Below are 14793 nucleotides of genomic sequence, written 5' to 3' on the forward strand. Positions count from 1 at the left end.
TCAATCAGATCTTTTGCATTGGAGTTGTGAACATTCAGTCATACAAAAAATAAGGATAAAGCTCAGCAATTTCCTATGAAAAAGCTTTCTCCCGTAAGCATTGTAAGGGAGCTTCCCGCTGTCCGCGGTAATGTAAAGATTTCCTCTTCCTCCTCAACTCCTAAGCCTGCCGGTACTGAACAGGGCAAATCATCGGCTATTAATGCATGCGTGGGTCGTGCTTTTCGAATTCCTATATTTCTAAGTACAACAAACACGGTAAATGACTTGCAGGGCCAGTTTCTGAACCGCCTTGTTGCGGAAATTGAAGATGCATTGCTCTTTCCCCGCACATTGCCCGTAAGCGAACAATATCCGGAAAACATTCTGACGAATATACGACGCTTGGTTTTTTCAAGCTATGGATTGCTCGCCATTAACTTCCGCAGATTTTTTGTTGAAATCCTTGAAGCCAATGTGGGGCAGCCGCCAACGATGTCGGTAATGGAATATGGGCTGGAGGAATTACACCTCTCAACATATTTGTTGACTGGGATTCCGACAACCAGTCCGTAGACCAATTCTTTGACAGTATTCAATGGAGAGAGGTTTTTGCAAACTGGGCTGCAGAGGTAAGGGGTAACTACTTGCTTCGAACGGAACCAGTATTCAATAATCAGCATTAATTGAAAATCCACAGCCTTATTGGCTGTGGATTTTTTTGAGAATGAAGGAAACCACGGAGATTTATTCTGCTTACTTTCAAATCCAATCTTCATGCTTCACCTATAAAAATATACTAACCTGCAACATTAACTTCTATTGATGGATCAATCTTCTTTTTGAGAGCTCCGCTATCCAAAGCAAGTTTCAATAAACTCGCACTTGTCGGATTCAAGCGTTCTTTTCCTATTCCAAAATGCTTTTCTAAATCTTTAATGTCCATTTCCACTAATGTAGTCGCCTCATGATTCCGTTTAAAGTAATTCATTGAAAATTGTTTATTGTTAATCAGTAGTAAGAATGATAGCTCGTGTCTTAAAGTTACAAGATCCACGGTCGATCCTAAAAACTCTAATTTTGCCTGATCTTCCTTTAACCAAGTACGTACATCAACAACCTTTTTATGCTTATAAATATTATCAACGGGGTTTCCCGTTCCATTATGTTCAAACTCAACTTCTCCAAAAATTTCTTCAACCATTTCTCGGTATAAGGCTAATTCTACATCGAAATTCTTACCTATGTTTATTTCACTAATTTCTTTCTCTTTTTCAAAAAACTCAAACCCACCAGAAGGTACGAACTGAAAATATCCTGGTCTAGCTGCAACATCTTCCGACCTTTTTATAACCAAGACACGATATTCATCATCGTTCGTCAAATAAACGACCAGCATTTGCACACCTAATAAGGAGTATCTCCCTTTGCCAGTTATTAAAATTTCTTCTTCCTGCTGAGAGGTATGTATGTTTTGCCTCATTTTCAAACGATTAAGCATTTGATCTTTGGAAAAACTCAAAAACCTATCTTTATATTTCTTGTATGCAAGATATAATTCAAATTCCAAAACATGGCTTGTAGCAACATTAAGCTTATATGTAGCTATTTTAGCTATAAATCCTTTAATCTGACCAAAAGCATCCAACTTCATAGTTGTTAAGACAAAACCCGCTAAGTCTGGTCTCTTTATGGTTTTCCCCATTAACCGAATGTACCTTTTACTAATACCACTTAATATTATATTTTCTTCAATTTTAGTACTCTCAAGTTCGCCAATATCTTTATAAGAATTAGATATGCCCCTACTTGCTGAATAAACAGTAGTTACATAAGAAATGCCGAACAGACTGACTAGATTTTGTTCTCCGTATAATTTTTTAATTACGTTCATTTGCCAAGTTTGAAATTCTTCAGTAGCCAATGTGTCATAGTATTTCTTTCGATTACCATCTATTTTCTGAGAGAAAGTCACTTTTACCAGAAAAGCAAAAAGCATATGTAATGGTTTATAGCCAGATATCTTGTCTATTATTTCATTTAATGATACAAGCACAAAAACGCCAATTAGAAATCTTCCCAAATAGGGTATATTTATTAACCAACTCCAGATCGTATCCAGAAAAGTCATAGGTGTCTCCTTAATAGATGATCTCTTATAATTTAACATATTTTAAAATTTAATTAGATAAAAATCAATATATTCTCTCGCATGAAAATATTTTCAGCTTAAAGAAGACTCCCAAAGGATGCTTTATTTCATTTGAGTTCCCTTCCCTAATAATACATTCATGTTCTTTTACATAGAATAGGACAGACCGGCCTCATCAGGCCGGGTCTGTCCCGCTTCGTTCTTCAATGCTTTTACCCATATCAAAGCCATCCACACAGCCTAAATTAGCATCTGATAGAGACAGGTCCAAGTATTCCATTACTTTATCTTTTAACCAGTGATCACGCTGGCTTCCTAATTATAGCAAAGAAACTTTGTATTCTACAGGATACTCATACGCAAACCACATTAAAATTACAAACGCCCATTCCCTTTTCTCCGCTCTTACATACAATGCTTTAGCCCATCAAATAAGGAGTGACAAGATCATGTCATTTTTTCCGCCTTCAGGTCCCCCGGGGTTCCCAGGTTCCCCAGGATTCCCCGGATTTCCAGGGCAGCCCGGACAACCAGGACCGCCTGGGCCGCCCGGACAACCGGGACAGCCGGGAGCCATGGGTCCCAGCTCGCCTCCTCCAGCATTCACCCCTCAGCAGCCTGCGGTTACACCCTTTGCTGTTGACCCCAGAGCGATAGCCGGCTGTTTATTTCGGAATACGTACGTTTGGCTCGTGAATCGAAATCAATTCTGGTTTTACCCGGTTTTCGTAGGACGCACCTCGGTTGCAGGGTTTCAATGGAACGGCAGGTTTTGGGCTTATACTGGAATAAGCCTGCAGTCGATTCAACAATTTCAATGTTTCTAAATGAACTCACCAAAAAGCTCCATTCCATTAGGAATAGAGCTTTTTGCTTTATCGGCAGCTAGAAATCGTTTAGCAGGTTTACAAGTTAGTAAGGCTTAGCAGGAACAGCTATGTCAAAACAAGAATCGATCGTAGCCACCATCTTCAACATTTGTTATGCCTTCAATCGCAAGTAATTTTTTCTTCATCTCAAGTCCGCCTCTAAAGCCCGTTAGCTTCCGATTGGCCCCAATTACTCTATGACAAGGTAATAGAATAGGAATGGGATTGGCTCCGTTCGCTGCGCCAACCGCCCGAACAGCCTGCGGCCTGCCTATTGCCCTGGCGATTTCTCCATAGGATCTGGTTTCACCATAAGGTATTTTCCCAAGCTCTTCCCATACTTGCTGCTGAAAGTCAGTCCCGATTAAATCAAGCTGAACACCTTCAATTGACAATTGCTCCCCTGCAAAATAACCCTCAAGCCATTCTATAATCCCTGTATGCTTAATGGCTTCATGATCTTCCTTTAGCTCTCCCTTAGGGATAATACGACTAATCCAGCTTTGGAAATCCGCTACTCCCTCATGCGGAAATATGATTCGGCATAAGCCTTTTTCCGTAGCAAGCAGAAGCCAATTGCTCTGATCGAATTCAACTCTTGTCCACATTAGTTCATTTCTCATGCCTGTCTTCCTTTCATTAGTCCGTCCTTGACTCAGCATTACTTTGTATAGCAGCTCTATAAGCTGTTGGGGATAGACCCGTTTGCTCACGAAACCACACAGCAAAATGTGAAGCATGTTTATAACCAACAGATAAAGCTATGCCGCTTATGGTCAGCTTCCTATCCGCCAGGAGAAATTTCGCTTCCTTTAGCCTTACTTGATGAAGCCGCTCAATTGGTGTGCGATCTGTAACACGTTTATAGGTACGTTGCAAATGATACGGGCTAATGGCGAGTTGATCTGCCAGTGAGGATAAGGTTAACGCTGATGTATAATTTGCTGAAATAATCGCATCGACTTGTGCAGCTAGCATGGCATCTGGATTTAATGTACCCGGGGTTTCGGGCTTGCAACGCTTGCAAGGTCTAAAGCCGTCGCGTATTGCAGACTTTAAATTTGGATATAACGTAATATTTTCTCGTTTGGGTGTACGGGCTCGGCATGAAGGGCGACATACAATCTTTGTCGTCTTTACACCGGTATAGTAAATACCATCATAGGTTGGCTGTCTGTTCACGATAGACTCGTAAACCTTATCGAATAACTCTGTATCCATCGCCTCAGCTCCTCACCGCCATATTACATTCAGTATAACCATGTTGATGAGGAAGCCCAAGAAAATCAGAATACGATAGCAACATTTCGACAATAGCTCCAAACTATAACACACATGAATTCATAACAGGAGTTGTACCGGGCTGTTTCTCTTCAGGTATCAAAAACTCAATTGATTAAGCCACCGGGTCAATGCCGAGAGCGGCCCGGTTCTAATTTCTTCTTCAACGGAAATCGCATCCTCGGGGTAGTCTGTTATAATCCCGTCGACACCCATGCTGAAGAATCGCCCCATGCTGTCTGTGCTATTTATGGTCCAGACGTAAATCGGCTTATGATGCTGTTTGGCCGAAGCGATGACCGATTCTTTGGCCATATATTCTTCCATAACGACAAAATCGGCATGAAGCCGCCCCATATCCGGGACACCGGCGAACACGATATACCCCACCTGAAGCTCAGGTGCCGAAGCTTTGACTTGCTGCACGATCTCATAATCCAGCGACTGCACCACACATTCTTTTTCAAAATCATTCTCGTGTACGATCCGGGTAAAGGTATCCACCAGATTTTTTTCCATTCCATGTGTTTTAATTTCAATGTTTAGCTTGATTTTGCCTCTGGCCATCTCCATCACTTCTGCCAGACTGCTGATTCGCCCTGTGAAATCCCCCTGCTTCACTTCCAGCTTTCGTAATTCATCCATCGTCAGGTCATACACCTGTGCATGGGTACCTGTCAGACGCTTCAAATTGGTATCATGTATAACGGCAAGGTCGCCGTCCTTGGTTTCTAATATGTCGATTTCCGCGTAATCCGCCTTCGCCTCAATAGCACCCTGTATAGCTTCAATCGTATTCTCCGGCCCCTTAGAAACGTATCCTCGATGGGCCATAATCTCAATTTTTTTATCCGCCATCTGCATTTCATCAATGGCAGGCAGCAGAGCAAGTGCCGCTGCAAAAACGGTAATTGAACCAAGACCGATTATTTTCTTTTTATGCTTATGCAGCAATCCTAGCTTCAGAGTGAAACGATCCTCCCAGCCCTTTAGTTCAGGAAGCTGCAGCACGGCATGATTCGGGTCCGCTTTCACCATATATAACCGGGTAATCGTGGCCATATAAAGCGGCATTGAAAATAGCGTCGCCAGATAGAGGGATAATACGGCGCTCTTCAAAGCGACGATCCGCACCACACCGGCAAATACCGTCTGCCGCTCCCATAGCGCGTATAGAAGACCAACAGCTCCTACAATACCTACAATCAGCAAAATGACAACGAGCAGATACAATAACGTGACCGACAGCATGACGACAGATATGCGGAGATATCTTTTTGTCAGGAATGCAGCGCTTTTTCTCGCCGCCTTCCGAAAGCCTGCCACCCCCTCGATCACCACAATATGAAGCAAGAAGGTCCAGCGAATATTGAAAAACAACATAATCGCCAATACGCTGATAAGCAGCAGTGTTCCTCCGCCTGTTTTTACCAGCTCACCCGAGATAAAATTCGGGATATCCAGAGACGGCAGCAGCGAAGCGCCAAGTCCGCCACCAAGTGGTAGAAACAACAGCAGATAGATCGCCATCCCTAGAAATCCATATTTAAACAAGGACGGAAGATAGGAAAGCGACTGCAAAAACGCCTGAACAAGTCCGATACGCTGCCTTTTGTGACCATAATACGTCAGAATAATTAAAACTGAGAACTCTATAAATATCAGCAGTGTGGCGATAGGAATCAGAATTAGCATGCATAATATGCCATACTTGCTCATCGCAAATTGCAGCAGCTCGTAATTGGTAGCGCCGGCAAACCCGCCTAAGTGGAGAAATCCGCGAAATACGGATGAAATAGCTGGAATAAAAACAAATAACGTTAGCGCCTTATACAGAAGTTCGAAAATAAATATTTCACGGTACGAAAAAGCAAGAATCCGAAAAATATCGGCAATCTGCTTATGTATCGGAACCTTTGAAGCTTTGTTCATCATTGGACACCTGCTTATAAAGTCGAATTATCCTTTATTTTAACAAAAGTAAAAGGGTAAAGCATGGACTAGCGACCTTACAGCTAAGCTAAGGATTCTACTTCTGTAATAAAATGCTGCAAAAACCCCAACCTCATACGGCTGGGGTTCTATCTATTGGTGGAGGTCATGCTATAGCGAAAAATCGGTAACACCCTTTTTATAGGCATATTTCAAAGTATATGTTTCATCCGCCTTCCCATAGGGCATTGTAGCAATTTTGATGCGAGTATAATCGAGCCTGCTTTCTCTTAAAACTCTTTTTACCAAGGCTATGCTCCGTTCCTCTTCTGTAATGATGCAAAATATATGAAGAGCATACTTCTTAGGGTCAGAAATACATTTACCCATATCAAAGCCATCGACAGAGCCTAAGTTAGCATCTGCCAGGGATAGTTCCAAGTATTCCATTACTTTATCTTTTAACCAGTGGTCGCGCTGGCTGCCTCTTTCACTTTTCAAAGGATATTGCACCACTAACCAAAATCTTTCACTCATTCAGACTCACCTGCCAATCTATAGTAATAGATGAACATGAATACTTCCAAACTCTATCCGTATTGTATGGGTTCATTGGAGAAAGCTCAAGGGCGAATCTATCAGTTAAAGTGAAGTAAGCTGGCTCCGATTGACTATCGGAACCAGCTTACTTTAGTTATATAATTTCTTATTCAACTCTCTAAACCGCTCGTTGTGAGAAGAAACATACGCCATTCCGGGCGCTTCGGGGTCGAGATAACGTTTCGCGCTATTAATGGCCAGAGCCGCATCATTGAATGCACCGGCAATCAGCCTCACCTTGCTCTTGTGCGTGACACAATCGCCTGCGCCAAAGATGCCAGCCACATTCGTTTCTGCCTGCTCATTTACAATCAGCCCACTCTCACCAATACGAAGCCCCCAATTTAAGAGCGATCCGTAGTTCCCGCTATAGCCATGATTGATGATGACAGCATCAACGTCCAACCGCTCGGTTACATTGTTCGTCATATGAGCAATTGTAACCTGATGAATTTGCTCTCCTTGTCCATGCAATTGAATGATTTGATAGGGTGTTCGGATATTCGTCAATTCATGTATGCTGGCTACATTGCGTTCCATAGCGCGAAATTCTGTGCTGCGATGAACAACCGTTACCCGCTCCGCCACTTCAGCCAGCTCAAGCGCCCAATCCACTGCCGAGTTGCCGCCACCGGAGATAAGTACATGCTTGTTACGAAAACTGCTCAAATCCTGAACCGTATAGTAAAGGTTGGTGAGCTCATACCGATCCGCACCTTCAATGTCCAGCTTCTGCAGCTCTGTAATCCCGCGTCCAGCAGCTATAATAACCGTTCTAGTATAATGCTGTTGTCCTGTATTCGTCCTTAAAATGAACGTCCCGTCTGCCTGACGCTGCAAGTCGTCTACTCGCTGATTAAACACGAGTGTCGGTTCAAAGGTTAAAGCTTGCCCGGCGAGCCATGAAATCAGCTTATCGCAGCGAATGGGGGGAATGCCCCCTACATCCCAAATCGTTTTTTCCGAGTAGGTATGCAGAAATCCGCCCAATTCACCTGCTCCCTCTATCAGCTTAATCTTCATGTTGCGCATGCCACCGTAAAATGCGGCATACATGCCAGCCGGTCCGCCACCAATGATTGTGACATCGTAAAGCTCATCTTTGTTCATAATCAGTAATCTCCTTTTGCTGGCCGATTCCGACTATTGTTGTTTGTTTTCGAATATGGAAACAACCTCATCTATGGCATAACTATCGGCAAGCGGAGCCATACCCAGATTAAACCATTCTTTGCCTCCAACCATGTAAACGTGATTTGCTTTGACCGCTTTCATGTTTTTCCACAATGAGCTATTCAGTATGTGAGCATATTTATCCTGCAGCTCAGCCTTCGTCTCATCATCAAGCTGTACAATGATATGGTCCGCATCATACTCCGGAAGCACTTCCAACGAAACGGTCAGCGTAGACTCATTCTGCGGGTAATTTTCGACGGGCTTCAGACCCAATTGATTATGAATAAAATTACCTCGGTCAATATTCGGACCATTAATAATGATGCCATTGTCCATTATCCGCAAATACAGCACAGTCTCATCCTTGACCAGTTCGTCAAGCCGCGCTTTCGCTTTCGCTTCTTTATTTTTCAAGTCTTCAATAACCTTCTTAGCTGCATCCTGTTTACCCAGAACCTCGCCAATATCTCGAAGTTCATCTCTCCAGTCATCACGCTGCGGCAGAAGCACGGTTGGTGCAATTGCGGACAGCTGATCATAATCCTTCTCAGACCACCACGCAGGGGCAAGAATCAAATCCGGCTCACTATCCAAAATCATTTCGAAATTTGGTGTTTTTGCAATTCCCATTTTTATCGTATCTTTAAACGGCTGTTCCAGATAACTCTGAAACTCCTCATGATAATTTTGCACAGCAACCGGAGTTACACCCAGCGCGTACAAAAATTCGGGATAGACAACAGAAAGTCCAATCACCCGCTTAGGCTCGGCTGGAATTTCAATCTCTCCCTTTTCACTCTTCACAATTCTCGTCGTTGGACTGGAAGGACTTGCTGTAGGATCCGTCGCGTTTGACGACGAAGCAGGTGTTTCTGATCCAGGAGCAGTACCTTCTCCCTTATTGTTAACAGCACCACATGCTGTTCCTACCAGCAATAACACCATAATAATTAAACCGATCTTCCACTTGTGTCTCATTCACTAATCCCCCTACAACTATTTGTAATGAAAACATCTATTGAACACATTCAATAGATGTTGATTATCATTATCACTAGTTAGTAGTATAGTTCATTTCTTTATGAGGTAATACTGATGAAAACGACTTTGTTTCAGGTACGATACCGCCATAACTTCAGCAATTCGTCCAACATAAGCTCATTGGTAAATGCCGTATACTCAGTCCATGGATAGACTGGCAGGACATCCACACGACCATTTCGAACGGCTGGGATAACACGCCATTGCTCCGATCGCATAAGTGTTTGCTTGCTTATGCTGGGATGAGCGTTCTCATCTATAAACAGTAATAACCGGTCGGCATTAAATTCAGCCGCCTGAGCAATCGTAACCTGCCGATTCTTCTCGGTATCTTCGACACCGGCTGCTGGCTGCAAGCGTAAATCATCGTAAAATACAGTTCTGACGCTTCTGTTCCCCATCATTTCTAAGCCTGCTTCGTTAATTCTCAGTACAAGAAGGCGGTCCCCATAGATGTCCGGTGTAATCTGCTCAGCTACAAAACGAACCCTCCGTTCGTAATGCTCGAGCCAAGCATCCGCTGCGCCTTTTTTATTCAGAAACTGGGCAATAAGGGTCAAATGACTGCGCCAATCCATTCCCTCCCCAGGAAGCAATAAAACAGGCGCAATATCCCGAAGACTTGCTTCCTCCTCCACAGTTGTCAGATTATCCAAGCCAACAATGAAATCGGGAGCCGCAAGCTCAAGCTCTGTTAGTTTTAGCGATGTATCCGTGCTTAAGGGCAGAACGTTATTCTTTTCAAACTTTCTATTATAATAATCGGTCCATGGATGGTCGGAGGGTGCAGCGCAAGGTATAACCTTCAGCGCGAGCAATTGCCCGATAATCGCTGGATGATAGGCGACGATTTTTAGCTTGCAATTTCTCATAAACGCTGCTGGAGGAATGCCTGACACCTGTGTGAACTTCCGTCTGAAGTAGGCATCATCATTGTAACCAACATGCCTTGCAATATCCTTGAGCCGATAGTGCCCGCCTGAGCGAATAAGCTGCTGTGCCTGACTAATTCGGTAAATGGTCAAATATTCAATCGCGCTGCAACCATATCTTTTTTTGAACAGCCTCATAAAATGTCTTTCGCTCATTCCCGCAACCTTGGCCAAGTGCTCAATCTTCAAATCCAACTGATAGTACTCTTCAATATAGCTCTTTGTATTCTCAAGCGCGGCTTCCGAATCACGTTCCTTCAGCAGCAGTGCATCTGCCAAAATCGTGTACAACAGCTCTTGAAAATAAATTTGTCCTCGAAATCGTTGAAGCAAATCTCTTTGCAGATGATCCGCAATCCGTTCACATAATACGATTATGGATACTGGCGATGATGCAACGACCTCTCCCTTTACAGGAAAATGCTCCTCTTGTCTCACAATATCTGTGTAGTCACCAGTTACTCCCTCATCAACAATGACATCAAAACGCAATTCATAAAAACCGCGCTCATCAAAAGACTGGAGGAAACCTTCTACAAGCTGTCCAGGCGAACAAATATAAGTCCTGCCTTCACGCAGCTCGACAAAACGTCCATCAATCGTTAGCCAGCCCTGACCGCTCGCGACGACTATCATCATATAGGATTTAAGAAACTGAACTCTTAGCTCCCACTCATTTGAACTGTTTTTTCTATTTATGTGCTTCATCTCTCTAACCTTAAAGCACATGCCTTCAAGGGAAGCATAAATATGGTTTCCAGCATTCTGTTTCTTGTAAAACAAGGAAGCTCACCACCCTAGTATATCGATTTCACGCTACCTAAATCCTGTATTGATTGTAGCACGAACTATCTTCAAGCGTAGAATCGTAATGTTTTCCTTCGGGCTGAGGCGGCTTCTATTTTTTCCAAATTAAAACCCCAACCATATGCGGTTGAGGTTCTACATATTGGTAAAGATGAAGAGTGACTGTATAAAACCACAACTCACCGACACGTGATGCTGGGATTGTTTAGAGAGGGGACAGTTAACCCCTATTGTTAACGTAGAAGCTACTACCTTCTGACGATATTGCTTCTGTTCTTGTAGTTTTATCGTTGGGAGCGGTCTGGAGAAGTTTTAAATCCGTTTAATTTTTTGCAGCTCGTCTATGAGAGCAGGCCTATTTTGATAAGTGACGCACAACTGCTCAATGATTCTTTTCGCATGCTCTCCTCCGCCTGCCTTGATGAGGTGACGAATAATACCACATACTTTACGATATTGATTTCGATTAGAAGCTTGAGCGGTTTCCTCCGATATGAACTGCGTAAACAATAGAAAAACTTCCTCTGCATGCTCACTGATCAGATGAGGGTAGTAATGGATTAAGGTTTGTTTGCGCTTATCAACATATTTCAACAGTCTCAGCGTCTGATTTTCTTCCACAAGAATACGAGTGTATAAGGAGGAAGTAGCCCAATCACTATCACTATTATGTTCTAGTTCATCTAATAGCCCCTCGTAGCCTGCTTCCCATTCATCCTTGCTATATAATTCTTTTAACCGCAAGTAATAGCTATGCTCACCCGATCGTACAAATTCCTTTGCAAGCTCGATTTGGTGCCCTACTTGATGAGTAAGCTCATAGATTTCATAGCGGTATCTTTTCCACTCATTAACAAGACCCCTATAACCTTTACTCGTATCTTGTCGTTCTCCTTGCTCGACCAGCTCCAGCGCTTTGTCAAATTGGAGATTTTTGATTGCGGTCTCAATTGCCATTTTGCGAAAAGCCGTAATGTGGAGATGATCTTGTAAAAACGATAAGGCTTGGCTGTCGCCTTCAAGCCTTTCAATGACTTGATATCGAAGCTTGGCTGCTTCCTCGGTAAAATAGGAGCTGTATGAGGATTGGTTTCTTTCATGACTCTCCAATCTTTCAAGCAGTTTAAACCACGAATCCTTTTCCGCAACGTTAGTTATTAAGCAAGTGGCACTTTCCATAAGGGACAACTGCCACTCATTCCAACCCTCTAAGCCTTCATGAAGCACTTCTTTTAGGAGCAGCTGAAACAGAGCGGGGCTATCCTTGGCAGAGCCAATTTGGCTAGCTGCAAGATGTATAGCGTTCAAGCATTCCTTAATTAAATCGCCTACATATCCATCAGAATCATCACATGACTGCAACAGATTTACCATCTCATGCATAACACAAAAGCTAATTTCAGCCGCACGAAGATGATGTCGGCTTTCTAGCTGCTCCTCTGCCTTCTCCAATATTTTACTTGCACCCGCTATAGAGGGGTAAACATTACGATAAGGAACAAACCCATGACGGTCAGAGTATTGCTTAATAGATGCACGAATGACTTTTTTATACTGATTTAATCCTTCTTTACTATCGGCATCTATAAATTTTAAAGAGAGTGCTTGCTTTACTTCCTTAATTTCATCAGAAAAATGAACGAGCATCGTGATCAACTCATCCTTACTGAGATTAGACAGTTGGTCAGCGATAGTCTTTTTAGAAACAGGCTTGTTTTTAGGGAAAGACTGAGCCTTTTCTTTATTGAAAAATTCGTCTCTGATTTCCAAAAGCACAGCTGCTGCATGCTTGCATATAGGGCCTTTATCATAAGGGCATTCGCACAGTGTATGATTAACTTCACCACGTGAATCAAGCTGAATCTCCACATCGTAGAGCTCAGTTCCCTCAACTTCGGCTTCATAAACCCGCGGCTTGACTTCTTTTATAGAAAGGATATGGCCGTTTTCCCGATAGGCTTCCCCTCGCTCAAGAATTATCAGATCGATCCTATCCTCAATCTGGCTCAGCTTGATGCCAATCACCCTGCTTTCTCTAATTGTCTATCCCTATATTAACTAGTCGAACAAGAGTCAGGCAATGGCTACATTATGCAACAATTCCCCTCTTACTGGTCGCGAATCGAACAGTTGAGAATATTTGTCGACAGCTAACAAAGGAAATTGCAGGAATATGGAGAATAATATCGAACAGCATCTGAAGTTAGCGTCGATTGACATTCAGGATCTAGGGCACCTAGGGAGAGGAACCGCTTCATGTTAAAACTTAAAAACCGTCTAGCAGTAAAATTATCCATTAGTATTCTAGTACTGCTCATCATCTTGTCCTCCACTCTTATTTACATGCAAATCCAGAACACCAAAAAGGCTAGCAATGAAACGATCGGCAACTTCAGCATTCACATAGCCGAAGCCTATGCGCAACGATTCGACTTGAACGCCTACAAACAATTCCTGAAAGATCCTAAAGAGAATGATCTATACTGGAGCATTCGCGCAGAGATGGATCAATTCCGCTCGCAGATCGGCGCGCAGTATGTGTACACTTTTATGATCGATGACGAAGAGAAACCTATTCTGCTCATTGACGGCCAGCCAAAAGAATCGGATTCCGCATCGCCGATCGGGGAATTGACCGATGTACCCCACGCATCTATTCGTGCATTGCTGAGCGGGAAATCGTCGAAGACCGACGTAATCCAAAACCCCGTGTACGGGGATTATATTTCTTCCTACGTGCCTCTTCGCGACTCGGATGGCACGATTATCGGAGTGCTAGGAATCGATACCAGTGTATCCGTTGCGACCACGATACATCAGAAAGTCATGAAGGAAAGCATCCCCTTATTCATCCTGATGGGAAGTTTAACCTTGCTTATCTTTATTCTGATCTCGTGGTTCATGTCCCGTTCTCTGAGGCCTTTGCGTCTTATCGTAGGCAGTGCCGAAGCAATCGCTAGCGGCGATCTTGCAGAGGCGAAGGCGCTTCTGCTGTCCAAGAACGTGAAGTCTGGCGATGAAATCGGACAGGCATACTCCGCTATGAACAAGATGTTAGAGCGACTCGGAGGCACCCTTGGAGATGTCCTTGGCAATATTACGGAGACAACGGATGATCTCGTCCATTCCACCGAGCAGTTCAGCTTGGAGGTCAACCAACTGGTCGCCTTAAATCAGCAGCTCGAGCAATCCATGACGGAACTGGCAAATGGAGCACAACACCAACGTATCGCATCCGAAGATAGCGCCAAATCTATGGAGGAAATTACGCTTGCCATCGGGCGGGTGTCCGAGGCTTCTGCCGACGTATCCCATGCCTCCGGCGAAGCCTTGGATACAGTGGAGCACGGACGCAGCTCCATCCATGGATTGAAGGAGCAAGTCGCTCTCATGTCCCATGTCGTCCAGCAGACAACAACCTCCGTACAGGCGCTGAATACGTACATGTTAGAGATCGAGCCTGTCCTCCAATCCATTTCCAGCATTGCCGACCTCACCAAGCTGCTTGCGCTTAATGCTTCAATTGAAGCGGCTAGAGCAGGCGAGCAGGGTTCGGGTTTTGCCGTCGTTGCCGGCGAAGTGCGCAAGCTAGCAGAAGCTTCTTCGGTTTCCGCGGCCCATATTACTTCGCTTCTGCAGCAAATTGAGCAGGAATCCACACAGATCGGAGCCTGGATGCTGAAGGAAAGCGAGGAGATGGCGAAAAGCACAGAGCTTTTCAATCAAGTGGAATCACTGTTCAACCATACGGCTGATCGGTTCCTGATCGTCAACGGCCAGATTCAAGATATAACGGCGGCTGCCCAGGAGATGTCGGCTGGCTCCGAAGAAGTCGCCGCGTCCGTCGAGCAAATTTCTCAAATCTCCATCATGGCTGCAGAAAACGCAACAGCGATTCAATCGATGACGGCCAATCAGTTAAAGGCCACGAAGCGCATTGCCGATACGTCCAAGCAGCTTGAGACCAGAACGACCGGCCTGGAAGAAGCGGTGCAGAAATTCAAGTTGTAGGCTGCTCCGGGTA

General features: G+C 43.9%; 12 protein-coding genes. 3 read left to right on the forward strand and 9 right to left on the reverse strand.

Features of this window, described 5'->3' with window-relative positions; genetic code table 11:
* Positions 1 to 75: 75 nt before the first annotated feature.
* Positions 76 to 555, forward strand: a complete 480-nt coding sequence (locus tag IEX98_RS11250; RefSeq protein WP_229692097.1) for a hypothetical protein — start codon at positions 76 to 78, stop codon at positions 553 to 555.
* A 223-nt stretch (positions 556 to 778) separates the two neighbouring features.
* Here IEX98_RS11250 and IEX98_RS11255 read toward each other — a convergent pair whose 3' ends face one another.
* The gene (locus tag IEX98_RS11255) at positions 779 to 2110 is read right to left on the reverse strand and encodes a hypothetical protein (RefSeq protein ID WP_188889231.1); all 1332 of its coding nucleotides are present in this window, start codon (positions 2108 to 2110) and stop codon (positions 779 to 781) included.
* A gap of 470 nt (positions 2111 to 2580) precedes the next feature.
* Here IEX98_RS11255 and IEX98_RS11260 point away from each other — a divergent pair, with 470 nt between their 5' ends.
* A complete protein-coding gene (locus IEX98_RS11260; RefSeq protein ID WP_188889233.1) occupies positions 2581 to 2958 on the forward strand; it encodes a collagen-like protein in 378 nt (125 codons plus the stop codon).
* A 113-nt stretch (positions 2959 to 3071) separates the two neighbouring features.
* Here IEX98_RS11260 and IEX98_RS29430 read toward each other — a convergent pair whose 3' ends face one another.
* From IEX98_RS29430 to IEX98_RS11300, 8 genes are all read right to left on the reverse strand, one after another.
* Complete coding sequence (locus IEX98_RS29430) at positions 3072 to 3623, reverse strand: methylated-DNA--[protein]-cysteine S-methyltransferase (RefSeq protein WP_188889235.1); 552 nt, start codon at positions 3621 to 3623, stop codon at positions 3072 to 3074.
* 16 nt (positions 3624 to 3639) lie between these two features.
* Entirely contained in the window at positions 3640 to 4221 is a 582-nt protein-coding gene (locus tag IEX98_RS11270; RefSeq protein WP_188889237.1) for a bifunctional transcriptional activator/DNA repair enzyme AdaA, read from the reverse strand.
* A gap of 159 nt (positions 4222 to 4380) precedes the next feature.
* The gene (locus IEX98_RS11275; RefSeq protein WP_188889239.1) at positions 4381 to 6216 is read right to left on the reverse strand and encodes a glycerophosphodiester phosphodiesterase; all 1836 of its coding nucleotides are present in this window, start codon (positions 6214 to 6216) and stop codon (positions 4381 to 4383) included.
* A 168-nt stretch (positions 6217 to 6384) separates the two neighbouring features.
* A complete protein-coding gene (locus IEX98_RS11280) occupies positions 6385 to 6750 on the reverse strand; it encodes a hypothetical protein (protein WP_188889241.1) in 366 nt (121 codons plus the stop codon).
* A 153-nt stretch (positions 6751 to 6903) separates the two neighbouring features.
* Entirely contained in the window at positions 6904 to 7923 is a 1020-nt protein-coding gene (locus tag IEX98_RS11285) for an NAD(P)/FAD-dependent oxidoreductase (RefSeq protein ID WP_188889243.1), read from the reverse strand.
* A 33-nt stretch (positions 7924 to 7956) separates the two neighbouring features.
* On the reverse strand, positions 7957 to 8967 hold the full coding sequence (locus tag IEX98_RS11290) for an ABC transporter substrate-binding protein (RefSeq protein WP_188889245.1): 1011 nt from the start codon (positions 8965 to 8967) through the stop codon (positions 7957 to 7959).
* 134 nt (positions 8968 to 9101) lie between these two features.
* The gene (locus IEX98_RS11295) at positions 9102 to 10670 is read right to left on the reverse strand and encodes an AraC family transcriptional regulator (RefSeq protein WP_229692098.1); all 1569 of its coding nucleotides are present in this window, start codon (positions 10668 to 10670) and stop codon (positions 9102 to 9104) included.
* A gap of 411 nt (positions 10671 to 11081) precedes the next feature.
* The gene (locus tag IEX98_RS11300; RefSeq protein WP_188889248.1) at positions 11082 to 12794 is read right to left on the reverse strand and encodes an SWIM zinc finger family protein; all 1713 of its coding nucleotides are present in this window, start codon (positions 12792 to 12794) and stop codon (positions 11082 to 11084) included.
* A 231-nt stretch (positions 12795 to 13025) separates the two neighbouring features.
* Here IEX98_RS11300 and IEX98_RS11305 point away from each other — a divergent pair, with 231 nt between their 5' ends.
* Positions 13026 to 14780 (forward strand): methyl-accepting chemotaxis protein, encoded by a 1755-nt coding sequence (locus IEX98_RS11305; RefSeq protein ID WP_188889249.1) that lies wholly within the window; start codon positions 13026 to 13028, stop codon positions 14778 to 14780.
* Positions 14781 to 14793 lie beyond the last annotated feature (13 nt).

The organism is Paenibacillus radicis (ex Gao et al. 2016), from assembly GCF_014641555.1.
GTDB classification, from domain to species: Bacteria; Bacillota; Bacilli; order Paenibacillales; family Paenibacillaceae; genus Pristimantibacillus; species Pristimantibacillus radicis.

Excerpts from the sequence above, each read along its gene's own strand:
- IEX98_RS11305 (WP_188889249.1), top strand. The coding sequence starts at position 13,026 with ATGTTAAAACTTAAAAACCGTCTAGCAGTAAAATTATCCATTAGTATT.
- IEX98_RS11285 (WP_188889243.1), bottom strand. The coding sequence starts at position 7,923 with ATGAACAAAGATGAGCTTTACGATGTCACAATCATTGGTGGCGGACCG.
- IEX98_RS11290 (WP_188889245.1), bottom strand. The coding sequence starts at position 8,967 with ATGAGACACAAGTGGAAGATCGGTTTAATTATTATGGTGTTATTGCTG.
- IEX98_RS11260 (WP_188889233.1), top strand. The coding sequence starts at position 2,581 with ATGTCATTTTTTCCGCCTTCAGGTCCCCCGGGGTTCCCAGGTTCCCCA.
- IEX98_RS11280 (WP_188889241.1), bottom strand. The coding sequence starts at position 6,750 with ATGAGTGAAAGATTTTGGTTAGTGGTGCAATATCCTTTGAAAAGTGAA.
- IEX98_RS11270 (WP_188889237.1), bottom strand. The coding sequence starts at position 4,221 with ATGGATACAGAGTTATTCGATAAGGTTTACGAGTCTATCGTGAACAGA.
- IEX98_RS11275 (WP_188889239.1), bottom strand. The coding sequence starts at position 6,216 with ATGATGAACAAAGCTTCAAAGGTTCCGATACATAAGCAGATTGCCGAT.
- IEX98_RS11250 (WP_229692097.1), top strand. The coding sequence starts at position 76 with ATGAAAAAGCTTTCTCCCGTAAGCATTGTAAGGGAGCTTCCCGCTGTC.
- IEX98_RS11255 (WP_188889231.1), bottom strand. The coding sequence starts at position 2,110 with ATGACTTTTCTGGATACGATCTGGAGTTGGTTAATAAATATACCCTAT.
- IEX98_RS29430 (WP_188889235.1), bottom strand. The coding sequence starts at position 3,623 with ATGAGAAATGAACTAATGTGGACAAGAGTTGAATTCGATCAGAGCAAT.
- IEX98_RS11295 (WP_229692098.1), bottom strand. The coding sequence starts at position 10,670 with ATGAAGCACATAAATAGAAAAAACAGTTCAAATGAGTGGGAGCTAAGA.